The following is a 14,380-nucleotide window of genomic DNA, read 5'->3' on the forward strand; positions in this document are numbered from 1 at the left end:
GCCGCTCACTCCCCGACGGCGGTGAAGAAGTACTGCCGGCCGTCGTACACCTCGGCGGTCTGCGGGTCGGAGACGTCGACCTCGACCTCGGGCAGCGCGGCGACCACCGACGCGGCCGCCTCGTCGGAGAGGAAGTGGTGGTGCAGGTCGAGCCGGCGCAGGTGGGTGAGTGGCTGGCCGGCCAGCAGCGTCGCCGCGCCGGTGTCGGTGAGCACGCCCATGGACAGGTCGAGCACCTCCAGCCGGCGCACGACCGGCGCGTCCGCCACCGCCGCGGCGACCGCGTCGGCGTTCTCCGCGTTGCACACCGCCAGGTGCCGCAGCGCCGGCAGGTGGTCGCCGGCCAGCACGCCCGCCAGGTCGTCCGGCGTGGTGTCGCGGCCGTAGTCCGCCCGGCCGAGCCACAGGTCGAGCCGGCGCAGCGCCGGCAGGTCGGCGGCGCCGACGCCGCGCGTCACCTCGGCCGGCAGGCCGCCGGACTCGATCCGCAGCTCGCGCAGCCCGGCGTGCCGGTCCGGCGCCAGCCGCAGGCCCTGGGCGCCGCGGATCCACAGCACCTCCAGCCCCGGGCAGGCCGCCAGCAGCGAGGTGACGTCGCCGTGGGTCAGCCAGGAGATCTCGCACTGCTCGGCGACCAGGTCGGCGAGGAACAGCGCGCGCAGCCCGGTCCAGCTCGACGCGGCCTCGACCAGCAGGTCCACCGGCAGCGCGCGCTCGTACGCCTCGCCCCACTCGCCCACCACGACGGCCCGGACCGCCTCGGCCGGCACCTCGTCGCGCAGCGCGTGGACCAGGGCGGCGAACTCCTCCGGCTCCGCGTCGAACTCCTCGACCTCGAGGCGCCACGCCACCGCGGACGGATCGTCCGGCAGGGCCATTCCCGGTGTGAACGGCAGCACCGGCAATCCGGCGAACGACGACACGTGCGAGTTGATCACACCGACCTCCGGCGGGGGCTGTGGCAAGGGCGGCGGAACCGTAGCAGGCCGTCCCGACACGATGGTCGGCAGCGGCGGTGCGCCGCCGGCTGGCATGCTCGGTCCGGCAGGGCGGAGCGGAGCGGGGAGGCGCGATGCGGATCGGTGAACTGTCGGCGCGTACCGGAGTCAGCGCCCGGTCGATCCGCTACTACGAGCAGCAGGGGCTGCTCGCCGCCGTGCGTACCGCCAGCGGGCAGCGGGTGTTCGCGGAGTCGGCGGTCGAGCGGGTACGCCTCATCCAGCGGCTCTTCGACGCCGGGTTGAGCAGCCGGCGGATGTCCGAGCTGCTGCCCTGCGTGACCAACCCCGACATCCGCACCCGCTGGCTGACCGACCGGCTGCGCGAGGAGCGGACCCGGATGGAGGCCGAGATGGCGCGGCTCGCGCACGCCGTCGCGGTGCTCGACGAGGTCGTCACCGACATGACCGTCGCGGACGGCCCGGTGCCGGACAGGGCTTGCCCCTGACACCGGTGTCAACTCCTACCGTCGGGACATGACCACCACGCTCGCCGCCGGATCGCCGGTGGCACCGCTGATCGAACCCGTCACCGTCGCCGGGATGCCGATGCGCACCCGGTTCGTCATGGCGCCGATGACCCGCAACCGCGCGCCCGGCGGGGTGCCGACGCCGGAGGTCGCCGACTACTACCGGCGGCGCGCCGAGCAGGGCGTCGGGCTGATCGTCACCGAGGGAGTCCTGGTCGACCACCCGAGCGCCGGTCACGAGGACACCGTGCCGCGGCTGACACCCGGGCCGGCCGAGGCGGGCTGGCGGCGGGTGGTCGAGGCGGTCCACGGCGCGGGCGGCCGGATCGCCGCGCAGCTGTGGCACCTGGGCAGCCTGCGCGAGCCGATCGACGGCCGGGCAGCCTGGACGCCGTCGGGCGTACCCGAGCCGGGCCGCCCGGTCGGGCACGCCATGACCGGCTCCGACATGGACGAGCTGCTGGCGGCGTACGCGGCGGCGGCGCGGGTCGCCGCCCGGGTCGGGTTCGACGCGGTGGAGATCCACGCCGCGCACGGCTACCTGCTGGACGAGTTCCTGTGGCCGGACACGAACCGGCGGACCGACGCGTACGGCGGCTCACCGGCGCGGCGGGCCGCGTTCCCGGCCGCGGTGGTGCGGGCGGTCCGCGACCGGTTCCCGGCGGACCGGCCGGTGATCGTGCGGTTCTCGCAGTTCAAGGAGCGCGCGTTCGACGCCCGGATCGCGGAGACGCCGGCCGAGCTGGCGGAGATCCTCGGCGCGTTCGCCGAGGCCGGCGCGGACGTCCTGCACGCGTCGCAGCGCCGGTTCTGGCAGCCCGCGTTCGCCGGCTCGCCGTGGAACCTGGCGGGCTGGGCGAAGCGCCTCACCGGGCTGCCGTCGATCACCGTGGGCTCGGTCGGCCTGACCCGCGACTTCCTGCGTCCGGGCGGCCCGGAGTCGGTGTCCGGGCTGACCCGCCGGCTAGCCGAGGGCGAGTTCGACCTGGTCGCGCTGGGCCGTGCCCTGCTCGGCAATCCGGCCTGGGTGACGCATGCGGCGACCGGCCGGTCGGCGGAGATCGTGGACTACCGCAAGGCGCACGAGAAGGTGTATCCCTGACCCGCGCCGGACTTGACGCGCGGGCATGTTATCGCTCACAGTCGATGGCAGGGCATCCGCAGCACAGGCTCTCCGGGCGAGCCGCGCTGGTCGCATCACCACCGCTGCAACCCGGAAGAGGAATCCTGTATGAGACCCACCAGAGCCTTGCTGTCCACCGGCCTGCTGGCCGGGGCGCTCGCCGCCGGCATGGCGGTGGCGCTGGCGCCCACCGCCAGCGCCGGCACCACGCTCCGCGCCTCGGCGGCCGAGAAGGGCCGCTACTTCGGCGCGGCGGTCGCCACCGGCAAGCTGTCCGACAACACGTACGTCACGGTGCTCAACCGCGAGTTCAACTCCGTGGTGCCCGAGAACGAGATGAAGTGGGACGCCACCGAGCCCCAGCAGGGGCGGTTCAACTACACCGGCGGTGACCGGCTGGTCAGCCACGCCCGGGCCAACGGGATGAGCGTGCGCGGCCACACCCTGCTCTGGCACGCGCAGCAGCCGAGCTGGGCGCAGGGCCTGTCCGGCACCGCGCTGCGCAACGCGGCGATCAACCACGTCACCCAGGTGGCGACCCACTTCAAGGGCCAGATCTACGCCTGGGACGTGGTGAACGAGGCGTTCGCCGACGGCGGTGGCGGCGGGCGCCGCGACTCCAACCTCCAGCGCACCGGCAACGACTGGATCGAGGCGGCCTTCCGGGCCGCGCGGGCCGCCGACCCGGGCGCGAAGCTCTGCTACAACGACTACAACACCGACGGGATCAACGCGAAGTCGACGGGCGTCTACAACATGGTGCGGGACTTCAAGTCCCGCGGCGTGCCGATCGACTGCGTCGGCTTCCAGTCGCACCTGGGCACCACGATCCCGGGCGACTACCAGGCCAACCTGCAGCGCTTCGCCGACCTCGGCGTGGACGTGCAGATCACCGAGCTGGACGTGATGACCGGCGGCAACCAGGCGAACATCTTCGGCACGGTCACCCGCTCCTGCATGGCGGTGTCGCGCTGCACCGGCATCACCGTGTGGGGCGTGCGCGACTGCGACTCGTGGCGCGGCTCGGACAACGCGCTGCTCTTCGACTGCGCCGGCAACAAGAAGGCCGCGTACACGTCGGTGCTGAACGCGCTCAACGCCGGCGGGACCAGCACGCCGCCGCCGACGACGCCGGGCAACCCGACCACCCCGCCGCCGAACCCGACCACGCCGCCGCCGGGTACGGGTGGCTGTTCGGCGACGGTGTCGCTGAACTCGTGGACCGGTGGTTTCGTGGCCACGATCAAGGTGACCGCCGGTTCGAGCGGCACCCGGGGCTGGACGGTGAGCGTGACGCTTCCCGGTGGCGCCAGCGTCACCAACACCTGGAGCGCGACCGCCAGCGGTTCCACCGGGACGGTGCGGTTCGCCAACGTGGACTACAACGGCCAGCTCGGCGCCGGCCAGAGCACCGAGTTCGGGTTCCAGGGCAACGGCAGCGCGTCCGGCCTCACGCCCACCTGCTCCGCCAGCTGATCCGCCCGCCGGCCCGGCCCGCGTCACCGTGGGCCGGGCCGGCGGCTCCGTACCCCATCGTGGAGGAACCGTCGATGAGAGCGAAGATCGCGCTGCTCGCGGCCGTGCTGGCGACGGCCCTGGCGACGGCGACCGCCGTCGTCACCGCCGCCGGCCCGGCGTCCGCCGCCGCGCTCACCCAGGTGACCAACTTCGGGACCAACCCGACCAACCTGCAGATGCACCTGTACGTGCCGGACCGGCTCCCGTCCCGGCCGGCCCTGCTGCTGGTCCTGCACTACTGCACCGGCAGCGGCCCGGCGATGCACACCGGATCCGGCTACAGCCCGTTGGCCGACCGCTACGGCTTCATCGTGATCTACCCGTCGGTGACCCGCAGCAGCAAGTGCTGGGACGTGTCGTCACCGCAGGCGCTGCGGCGCGGTGGTGGTAGCGACCCGGTCGGTCTCAAGTCGATGATCGACTACGTGTCGAGCCGTTACCCGGTCGACCCGGCCCGCATCGGCGTCGCCGGCGCTTCGTCCGGCGCGATGATGACGAACGTGATGGCCGGCGTCTACCCGGACGTGTTCCACGCCGGGGTCAGCTCGTCCGGCGTGCCGTTCGGCTGCTTCGCCACCACCAACGGCTCGGAGTGGAACAGCGAGTGCTCCGGCGGGCGGATCACCAAGACCCCGCAGCAGTGGGGGGACCTGGTCCGCAACGCCTACCCGGGCTACACCGGCCGGCGTCCCCGGATGCAGATCTGGCACGGCACCACGGACACCACGCTGAGCTACGTCAACTTCGGCGAGCAGATCAAGCAGTGGACGAACGTGCTGGGTGTCTCGCAGACGCCGAGCATGACGGACTACCCGCAGGCCAGCGCCGTCCGGACCCGCTACGGAGGCACCGGCGGCACTCCGCCGGTGGAGGCGATCAGCTTCCAGGGCTACGGTCACTCGATCCCGTTCGACGCCGCCCAGGCGGTGCGGTTCCTCGGCTTCGACGGCACCGGCGCGACCACGCCACCGCCGAGCCCGACCACCCCGGCGCCGAGCCCGACGACGCCCTCGCCGGGACCCACCACGCCGCCGCCCGGACCGACGACGCCGCCGCCGAGTACGGGTGGGTGTTCGGCGACGGTGTCGTTGAACTCGTGGACGGGTGGTTTCGTGGCCACGGTGAAGGTGACGGCCGGTTCGGGTGGTACCCGGGGTTGGTCGGTCGCGGTGACGTTGCCCGGTGGGGTGAGCGTGACGAATACGTGGAGCGCGACGGCCAGTGGCAGCTCCGGCGCGGTGCGGTTCACCAACGTGGACTACAACGGCCAGCTCGCCGCCGGGCAGAGCACCGAGTTCGGGTTCCAGGGCAACGGCAGCGCGTCGAACCTCACCCCGACCTGCACGGCCGCCTGATTCCGTCCGTCACCGGGGCGGTGCGTCGATCTCTTGACGCGCCGCCCCGCGTGCTGTCGACGGCGCTTCTGTTACGAGACCGAGACATGCGCGTTTCGCCCGACCGGTTGACGGTGCAACTTGTGAGCGTTAACACTCCCGAGAGGATTCCGGTGCGGTTCGTGGAGTACGTAGGGGAGAGGAATGCTCGTGCGCAGACGATTTCTGGCCGCGCTCGGCGGCGTCGCGATCGCCGTCAGCCTGGCCGCGTGCAGCGGTGAGGGCGCGGGCGGCGGGGGTGACACCAGCACCGCCAAGCCCGGCGACCTGACCATCGGCGTCTCGATGCCGACCCAGACCTCGGAGCGGTGGATCGCCGACGGCAACTCGGTGAAGGAGAAGCTGCAGGCCAAGGGCTACAAGGTCGACCTGCAGTACGCCGGGGACGAGATCCCCACCCAGTCCCAGCAGATCGACCAGATGATCACCCAGGGCGCGGACGTGCTGGTGATCGCCCCGATCGACGGCACCGCGCTCAGCGGTCAGCTCCAGGCCGCCGCGGCGGCGAAGATCCCGGTCATCTCCTACGACCGGCTGATCCGCAACAGCCCCAACGTCGACTTCTACGTCAGCTTCGACAACTACAAGGTCGGCGTGGCCCAGGCCAACGCGCTGCTGGTCGGCCTCGGCCTGCAGAACAAGGACGGCTCGAAGGGCAGCGCGACCGGCCCGTTCAACATCGAGCTGTTCGCCGGCTCGCTGGACGACAACAACGCGCACTTCTTCTTCAACGGCGCGATGGACACGCTCAAGCCGTACTTCGACGCCGGCACGCTGAAGGTGACGTCCGGCCAGACGAAGATCGAGCAGGTGGCCATCCTGCGCTGGCAGCAGGAGACCGCGCAGAAGCGGATGGAGGACCTGCTCACCTCCAGCTACAACGACGGCGGCAAGGTCGACGGCGTGCTGTCGCCGTTCGACGGCCTGTCCCGGGGCATCATCACCGCCCTGCAGAACGCCGGCTACCGCGGCGGGGCCAGGAAGATGCCGGTGATCACCGGTCAGGACGCCGAGGTCGCCTCGGTCAAGCTGATCAACGACGGCATCCAGAGCTCCACCGTCTTCAAGGACACCCGCCTGCTGGCCGACCAGGCCGTGGTCGCCGCCGAGGCGTTCCTGAAGAAGGAGGAGCCCAAGGCGAACGACACCAAGGCGTACGACAACGGCGTCAAGGTCGTGCCCGCGTTCCTGCTGCCGGTGCAGACCGTCTACAAGGACGACATCAAGTCCGCGCTCATCGACTCGGGCTACCTGACCGCCCAGGAGGTCGCCGCCGGCCGGGCCGGCTGACCCGCACGACGGGCCCGGTGGCGTGCCGCGTCACCGGGCCCGCCGGCGTACCGACGGGACGGAACCGAGCAGGACGGTGTGCATGAGCGACCACATCCTCGAAATGCGCGACATCACCAAGACCTTTCCCGGAGTGGCCGCGCTCCAGGACGTCTCGCTCGCCGTCCGGCGCGGCGAGATCCACGCGATCTGCGGCGAGAACGGCGCCGGCAAGTCCACCCTGATGAAGGTGCTCTCCGGGGTCTACCCGGCCGGCAGCTACGACGGGCAGATCGTCCTCGACGGCGAGCCGGTCGAGTTCCGGGGCATCCGGGACAGCGAGTCACGCGGCATCGTCATCATCCACCAGGAGTTGGCGCTGGTGCCCTACCTGTCGATCGCGGAGAACATCTTTCTCGGCAACGAGCGCCGCGGACGCGGTGGGCTGATCGACTGGCACCGGACCAACGCGGAGGCCGCCGCGCTGCTGCGGTCGGTCGGCCTGGACGAGAACCCGGTGACCCCGGTCATCCAGCTCGGGGTGGGCAAGCAGCAACTGGTGGAGATCGCCAAGGCGCTGTCCAAGAAGGTCCGGCTGCTCATCCTGGACGAGCCGACCGCGGCGCTCAACGACGTCGACTCGGCGCACCTGCTCGACCTGCTGCGCCGGCTGCGCGACCAGGGCATCACCTGCATCATGATCTCCCACAAGCTCGGCGAGATCACCGCTGTCGCCGACTCGACCACGGTCATCCGCGACGGCCGCACGGTGGAGACGCTCGACATGGGCGACGGCACCGCGACCCAGGAGCGGATCATCCGCGGCATGGTCGGCCGCGACCTCGCCGCGTTCTACCCGACCCGGACGTCGACGCCCGGGGCGGAGGTGCTGCGGATCGAGGACTGGACCGTGCGCCACCCGACCCAGGACCGGCTGGTGGTCGACCGGGCCTCGCTGAGCGTCCGCGCGGGCGAGGTCGTCGGCATCGCCGGCCTGATGGGGGCCGGCCGCACCGAGCTGGCGATGAGCGTGTTCGGCCGCGCGTACGGGCGGGACATCTCCGGGCGGGTCTTCGTCAACGGCCGCCAGGTGCGCACCCGGACGGTGGCCGAGGCGATCGCCAACGGCATCGCGTACGCGACCGAGGACCGCAAGCACTACGGCCTCAACCTTATCGACGACGTACGGGGCAACATCTCGGCCGCCGCGCTCGGCAAGCTCGCCCGCCACGGCTGGATCGACGGCAACGAGGAGATCACGGTCGCCGAGCGGGGCCGGCGCGACATGAACATCAAGGCGCCGACCGTCATGTCGGTGGTGGGCAAGCTCTCCGGCGGCAACCAGCAGAAGGTCGTGCTGGCCAAGTGGCTGTTCACCGACCCGGACGTGCTGATCCTCGACGAGCCGACCCGCGGCATCGACGTCGGGGCGAAGTTCGAGATCTACACGATCGTCAACCGCCTGGTGGCCGCCGGCAAGGCCGTCGTCATCATCTCCTCCGAGCTGCCCGAGCTGCTCGGCATGTGCGACCGCATCTACACCCTGGCGGCCGGCCGGATCACCGGGGAACTGCCGGTGGACGAGGCCACCCAGGAGAACCTGATGGAACTCATGACCAAGGACAGGGATCTCGTCCGATGACCAGCACGAAGCCCGCGACCTCACCGAAGCTCGACACGCCCGACTCCGGCGCGGCGGCCACCCTGCACACCGGCACCAGCGACCCGCGCACGCTGATCCTCGGCAACCTTCGCCAGAGCGGCATCTACATCGCCCTGGTGGTGATCGTCGCGCTGTTCGCGGTCCTCACCGACGGCGTCTCGCTCAGCCCCGGCAACATCACCAACATCGTGCTCCAGTACTCGTACATCCTGGTGCTCGCGATCGGCATGGTCATCGTGATCATCGGCGGGCACATCGACCTGTCCGTCGGGTCGGTGGTGGCGCTGACCGGCGCGGTCTCCGCCGTGCTCGTCATCCGCGAGGGCATGCCCTGGTGGGTCGGCATCCTCGCCGCGCTCGTCGTGGGCGTGGCGGTGGGCGCCTGGCACGGCCTCTGGGTCGCCTACGCCGGGATCCCGGCGTTCATCGTCACGCTGGCCGGCATGCTGCTGTTCCGCGGCCTGACGCTGCGGGTGCTGGACAACATCTCGCTGTCGCCGTTCCCGGCGGAGTACCAGCGGGTCGCGGCCGGCTTCCTCAACGGCCTGTTCGGCGGGCAGGGCTTCGACGCGTTCACGCTGTTCATCGGCGTCTTCGCGGTCCTCGGGTACGCGGCGAGCGTCTTCCGGACCCGGCTGGCCCGGGTCCGCCACGAGCAGCCGGTGGAGTCGTTCCCGCTGTTCGTCCTGCGGGTGGTGGTGGTCGGCGCGGTGGTGCTGTGGTTCGCCTGGCAGCTCGCGCACGCGCGGGGCCTGCCGATCGTGCTGATCGTGCTGGCCGTGCTGGTGCTCGTCTACGGGCTGCTCACCCGCCGCACCGTCTTCGGCCGCCAGGTCTACGCGATCGGCGGCAACCTGCCGGCGGCGACGCTGTCCGGGGTCCGGGTGAGGAGGGTCAACTTCTGGGTCTTCGTCAACATGGGCTTCCTCTCCGCGGTGGCCGGGGTCATCTACTCCTCCCGGTCCAACGGGGCGCAGCCGGCGGCGGGCAACATGTTCGAGCTGGACGCGATCGCGGCGGCCTTCATCGGCGGCGCGGCGGTCACCGGCGGGGTCGGCACCGTCGTCGGCGCGATGGTGGGTGGCCTGATCATGGCGGTGATGAGCAACGGCATGCAGCTCATGGGCGTCGACCAGTCGATCCAGTCGGTGGTGAAGGGCCTGGTGCTGCTCGCCGCCGTGGCGTTCGACATCTGGAACAAGCGCCGCGCCGCGGGCAGCCGCTGAGGCCGGCCGGCCGGACGGCGGGGGAGCCGTCCGGCCGGCCGCACGGTCACGCCCGGCTCCACCGCTGGTTGGTGTTGCCGTGGCAGGTCCAGAGGATCACCCGGGTGCCGTTGGCGGTGGCGCCGCCGTCGACGTCCAGGCACAACGTCGGGAACCGCCCGTTGCTCACCGTGCCGTTGCCGTTGAACGTCCACTGCTGGTTGGTGCCGCCGTTGCAGTCCCAGATCTGCACCCGGGTGCCGGCGGTGGCGCCGGTCGGCACGTCCAGGCACTTGCCGAGCACCTGAAGCGTCTGGCCGTTGGCGGTGAACTGCTGGTTGGCGTTGCTGTGACAGTCCCAGACCAGCGTGCCGGTGCCGTTGGCCGTGCCGCCGTTGTCGACGTCGAGGCAGCGGCCGGACGACTCGCTGCGCAGCCGGAACGTGGTCGGGGTGGGCGGCGGCGTGGTGGTGCCGCCCCCGCTGACCCGGTAGACCACGGTGCCGTGTGCGGGCACGCTGGCGGAGATCGCGCCGGTGCTGGTGGAGGTGGCGTCGGTCCACGCGTCGCGCAGGGTGAACGAGCTGCCGCTCTTGCCCACCGCCGCGGCCGTGGTGGAGACCGTGGTGGTGGCGCTGCCCTGGTTGAACAGGACGACCGCCACGTCGCCGTTGGCCAGCGGCTTGGCCAGCACCCGCCGGGTGCCGTCGAAGGAGACCTGACCGGCCTGCCGGGCGAGCGGGTCCTGGCTGATGCCGATCAGGTTGGCGTTCTTCAGGATCGTCTGCGTGGCCGCGTTCATGGAGCGCAGGTCGTTGCCGGCGATCAGCGGGGAGGCCATCGTCGCCCACAGCGCGAAGTGGCTGCGCATCTCGGTGTCGGTCATCCCACCGCGACCGACCTCCAGCATGTCCATGTCGTTGAACGCGCCGGGCTTGGCCCGTCCGGCCAGCGGCACGGTGACGTCGACGATGTTCTGCACGCCCATCGGGTAGCCGTTGGTCTGGCCGCTGTTCCAGGTGTTGGTGATGTCCTCGGTGGTGCGCCACATGTTCGCCACGTCGCCCCAGTCACGCTGCGGGCCGGTCTTGGAGTGGACGCTGTTGGAGTTGATGCTGTAGACGATCGGCCGGCCGGTGGCGGCGAGCGCGTCGCGCATGATGTTGAAGACGCGCACCTGGTCGTCGATGGTGCCGCTGGGCGAGCACCAGTCGTACTTGAGGTAGTCGACCCCCCAGGCGGCGAACTGCCGGGCGTCCTGCGCCTCGTGCCCCTGGGCCCCGGTGGCGCCGGGATAGCTGTTGAAGTACTGCGCACACGTCTTGTCCAGCGGGCCCTGGTAGATGCCGAACTTCAGGCCCCGGGCGTGGATGTAGTCGCCGAGCGCCCTCATGCCGGACGGGAAGCGGCTCGGGTCGCCCTGCAGGTTGCCCGCCGAGTCCCGGTTCGGGTTCATCCAGCAGTCGTCGACGACGACGTACTGGTAGCCCGCGTCGCGCATGCCGGAGCTGACCATCGCGTCGGCCATCTGCCGGATCAGCGTCTCGTTGATGTTGCAGCCGAAGGTGTTCCAACTGTTCCACCCCATCGGCGGCGTACGGGCGACGCCGTTGTCGAGCGCCCGCGCCGGCTGTGGGACGGCGGCCCCGCCGACGGCGGTGGCGGCGACCGCGACCGCCGCCACCCCCAGAGCGGCCAGCAGCCGTCGTGTTCTTCTTCGCACAGGTCCTCCTCGGTCGAGGGCGCCGACGGTGCCGGCGTCCGGCGAGCGGTCGCACGCGGCGGTCCGTGTCACGGGGCCGGTGGGTCACCGGGCGGGCCGTGGCGTCGAGGGGACCGGTGGGCCGCCGGCGGTCGCTCTCAGGTGGTGGGTCGGCGATGGCCGGGGACGCCGCCGGCCGTCGCCTCGCCGCGGTGCCGGTGGTGTCCGCCCGGGGACGACTCGTGGGCACTGCGATGTCGCGGATGTTATCGCTGACATCAAATGCTGTAAATAGCTTGGCGGGTCCGCCGGTCGCCGAGAGTCGGCCCGAAGGGTGGGCGGACGACCCAAGAAAGAGCCGTTGAGAGCCCTTCTGGCGGCTCGTCGGCGGCATGCCGGCCCGCTGCCCGGGGTGGCGCGGGGCGGTCGTACCGTGATCTCCATCAGGTCTTTTATGTTCTCGCTAACACTGCCAGGCTGGGGTCCGTCACCGTGGCCTGCCGGCGCCGCCGGACGATCTCCGGTGGGGCGTGGCCGGGCCGGTCCCGGCGCGGTCGTCGGCGACCCTCGCAACGCGCCGTCGCTCGTTACGCAGCCGTTGCGCTCAGGTGTCTTGACGGATGTATATGTGAGCGCTAACACTAACTCCGTGACACGGGAGAGGTGCAGATGAGCGAGATTGACGGGCCCGACCGCTACGTGGTCGGGGTCGATTTCGGCACGTTGTCCGGGCGGGCGCTCGTGGTGCGGGTCCGCGACGGCGCCGAGGTCGGCACCGCGGTGCACGAGTACCGGCACGGCGTGATCGAGGCGGCCCTGCCCGACGGCGGCCCGTCGCTGCCCCCGGACTGGGCGTTGCAGGACCCCGAGGACTACCGCGACGTGCTGCGCGAGGCGGTGCCCGCCGCGCTGGCCGCGGCCCGGGTGGACCCGGCCACGGTGATCGGGATCGGCACCGACTTCACCGCCTGCACCGTGTTGCCCACGCTCGCCGACGGCACCCCGCTGTGCGAGCTGCCCGAGCTGCGTCACCGGCCGCACGCCTGGGTCAAGCTCTGGAAGCACCACGCCGCGCAACCGCAGGCCGACCGGATCAACGCGTTGGCGCACGAGCGCGGCGAGCCCTGGATCGGCCGCTACGGCGGCAAGATCTCCGCCGAGTGGCAGTTCGCCAAGGGACTGCAGATCCTCGACGAGGACCCGGAGGTCTACCGGCGGGCCGAGCGCCTCGTCGAGGCCGCCGACTGGATCGTCTGGGAGCTGTGCGGCGTCCAGACGCGCAACGCCTGCACCGCCGGCTACAAGGGCATCCGGCAGGACGGCCGCTACCCGTCGCCGGACTACCTGGCCGCGCTCGACCCCGCCTTCGCCGACTTCGTCACCAAACTGGACGGCCCGCTGCTGCCACTGGGCGACCGGGCCGGCGTGCTCGGCGCCCGCGCCGCCGCCTGGACCGGGCTGCCGGAGGGCATCGCGGTCGCCGTCGGCAACGTCGACGCGCACGTCACCGCGGCCTCCGCCCAGGCGCTGCGCCCGGGCCGGCTGGTGGCCATCATGGGCACCTCCACCTGCCACGTGCTCAACGGCACCCACCCCGCCGAGGTGCCCGGCATGTGCGGCGTGGTCGACGGCGGCATCAGCCCCGGCGCCTGGGGCTACGAGGCCGGGCAGAGCGGCGTCGGCGACATCTTCGGCTGGTTCGTGCGGCACGCCGCGCCCGCCGGCCTCGACTCGCACGAGCGGCTCACCGAGCTGGCCGCCGCCCAGCCGGTCGGCGCGCACGGCCTGGTCGCGCTCGACTGGTGGAACGGCAACCGGTCGCTGCTGGTCAACCACGACCTCAGCGGGCTGGTCGTCGGCCTGACCCTGGCCACCCGGCCGGCGGACGTCTACCGCGCGCTGCTGGAGGCCACCGCGTACGGCACCCGGATGATCGTGGAGGCCTTCGCCGAGGCGGGCGTGCCGGTCGACGACCTGGTGGTGGCCGGCGGGCTCACCTCCAACCGGCTGCTGATGCAGATCTACGCCGACGTCACCAACCGGCCGCTGGGCATCATCGGCTCGGCGCAGGGCCCGGCGCTCGGCTCCGCCATCCACGCGGCGGTCGCCGCCGGCGCGTACCCGACGGTGCACGAGGCGTCCGCGGCCATGGGGCGGGTGGACGAGGCCGTCTACCGGCCGATCCCGGCGAACGTGCGGGCCTACGACGCGCTCTACGCCGAGTACCGCGCGCTGCACGACCACTTCGGCCGCGGCGCGAGCGACGTCATGCTGCGCCTGCGGGCGATCCGCAACGCGGCGCTCGACGCCCCCGCCGAGCCGGCCGCCTCGACCCTGGAGGTGGTCGGATGACCCCCGCCGTCGCCGCGCTGCGCGAGACCGTCGCCCGGCTGCACCGTGAGCTGACCCGCAACAACCTGGTGGCCTGGACCGCCGGCAACGTCTCGGCGCGGGTATCGGGACAGGACCTCATGGTCATCAAGCCGAGCGGAGTGGACTACGACGACCTGACCGCCGACACCATGGTGCTCTGCGACCTCGACGGCGTGGTGGTCGACGGCGGCGGCGCCCCGTCCAGCGACACCGCCGCGCACGCCTACGTCTACCGCGCGATGCCCGAGGTCGGCGGCGTCGTGCACACCCACAGCGGCTACGCCACCGCCTGGGCGGCTCGGGGTGAGGCGATCCCGTGCTGGCTGACCGCCCAGGCCGACGAGTTCGGCGGGGAGATCCCGGTCGGACCGTTCGCCCTGATCGGCGGCGACGACATCGGCAAGGGCATCGTCGGCACGCTGTCCGGGCACCGCTCGCCCGCGGTGCTCATGCGCAACCACGGCGTGTTCACCATCGGCAGGGACGCCCGGGCGGCGGTCAAGGCCGCGGTGATGTGCGAGGACGTCGCACGCACCGCGCACCTGGCCCGCGCGCTGGGGCAGCCGCTGCCGATCGCGCCGGCCGACGTCGACGCGCTGCACGACCGCTACCAGAACGTGTACGGCCAGCGCCCGCCGAGCGGCTGACACCGGCCAGCACCACCT

Annotated in this window: 11 protein-coding genes; 9 read left to right on the top strand and 2 right to left on the bottom strand. The window is 71.9% G+C overall.

Features of this window, described 5'->3' with window-relative positions:
* Nucleotides 1-5: 5 nt before the first annotated feature.
* A complete protein-coding gene (locus H1D33_RS06625) occupies nt 6-938 on the bottom strand; it encodes an STM4015 family protein (protein WP_220138685.1) in 933 nt (310 codons plus the stop codon).
* A 134-nt stretch (nt 939-1,072) separates the two neighbouring features.
* On the opposite strand from H1D33_RS06625, the gene H1D33_RS06630 reads away from it, so the two are divergent.
* The 7 genes from H1D33_RS06630 (at nt 1,073) to mmsB (ending at nt 9,661) form a co-directional block, all read left to right on the top strand.
* Nucleotides 1,073-1,447, top strand: coding sequence for a MerR family transcriptional regulator (locus H1D33_RS06630; protein ID WP_181568912.1), 375 nt, complete (start codon nt 1,073-1,075; stop codon nt 1,445-1,447).
* A 28-nt stretch (nt 1,448-1,475) separates the two neighbouring features.
* Complete coding sequence (locus H1D33_RS06635; RefSeq protein ID WP_181568911.1) at nt 1,476-2,570, top strand: oxidoreductase; 1,095 nt, start codon at nt 1,476-1,478, stop codon at nt 2,568-2,570.
* 129 nt (nt 2,571-2,699) lie between these two features.
* Nucleotides 2,700-4,067 (top strand): endo-1,4-beta-xylanase, encoded by a 1,368-nt coding sequence (locus H1D33_RS06640; RefSeq protein WP_181568910.1) that lies wholly within the window; start codon nt 2,700-2,702, stop codon nt 4,065-4,067.
* Between the two features lie 74 nt (nt 4,068-4,141).
* The gene (locus H1D33_RS06645; RefSeq protein ID WP_181568909.1) at nt 4,142-5,464 is read left to right on the top strand and encodes an extracellular catalytic domain type 1 short-chain-length polyhydroxyalkanoate depolymerase; all 1,323 of its coding nucleotides are present in this window, start codon (nt 4,142-4,144) and stop codon (nt 5,462-5,464) included.
* A 189-nt stretch (nt 5,465-5,653) separates the two neighbouring features.
* Nucleotides 5,654-6,793, top strand: a complete 1,140-nt coding sequence (gene chvE / locus H1D33_RS06650) for a multiple monosaccharide ABC transporter substrate-binding protein (protein WP_181568908.1) — start codon at nt 5,654-5,656, stop codon at nt 6,791-6,793.
* Between the two features lie 82 nt (nt 6,794-6,875).
* Complete coding sequence (mmsA, locus tag H1D33_RS06655) at nt 6,876-8,414, top strand: multiple monosaccharide ABC transporter ATP-binding protein (protein ID WP_181568907.1); 1,539 nt, start codon at nt 6,876-6,878, stop codon at nt 8,412-8,414.
* Nucleotides 8,411-9,661: a multiple monosaccharide ABC transporter permease gene (gene mmsB, locus H1D33_RS06660; protein WP_181568906.1), complete on the top strand. Its 1,251-nt coding sequence runs from the start codon at nt 8,411-8,413 to the stop codon at nt 9,659-9,661. The genes mmsA and mmsB overlap by 4 nt, the downstream gene beginning before the upstream one ends.
* A 46-nt stretch (nt 9,662-9,707) precedes the next feature.
* Here mmsB and H1D33_RS06665 read toward each other — a convergent pair whose 3' ends face one another.
* Complete coding sequence (locus H1D33_RS06665; protein WP_181568905.1) at nt 9,708-11,363, bottom strand: glycoside hydrolase family 27 protein; 1,656 nt, start codon at nt 11,361-11,363, stop codon at nt 9,708-9,710.
* Nucleotides 11,364-12,011: 648 nt separating this feature from the next.
* On the opposite strand from H1D33_RS06665, the gene araB reads away from it, so the two are divergent.
* Nucleotides 12,012-13,694 (top strand): ribulokinase, encoded by a 1,683-nt coding sequence (araB, locus tag H1D33_RS06670; protein ID WP_181568904.1) that lies wholly within the window; start codon nt 12,012-12,014, stop codon nt 13,692-13,694.
* Nucleotides 13,691-14,362 (top strand): L-ribulose-5-phosphate 4-epimerase, encoded by a 672-nt coding sequence (locus H1D33_RS06675; protein WP_181568903.1) that lies wholly within the window; start codon nt 13,691-13,693, stop codon nt 14,360-14,362. The genes araB and H1D33_RS06675 overlap by 4 nt, the downstream gene beginning before the upstream one ends.
* The last annotated feature ends 18 nt before the right edge of the window (nt 14,363-14,380 follow it).

Source organism: Micromonospora ferruginea (assembly GCF_013694245.2).
In the GTDB taxonomy this organism is placed as follows: Bacteria; Actinomycetota; Actinomycetes; order Mycobacteriales; family Micromonosporaceae; genus Micromonospora; species Micromonospora robiginosa.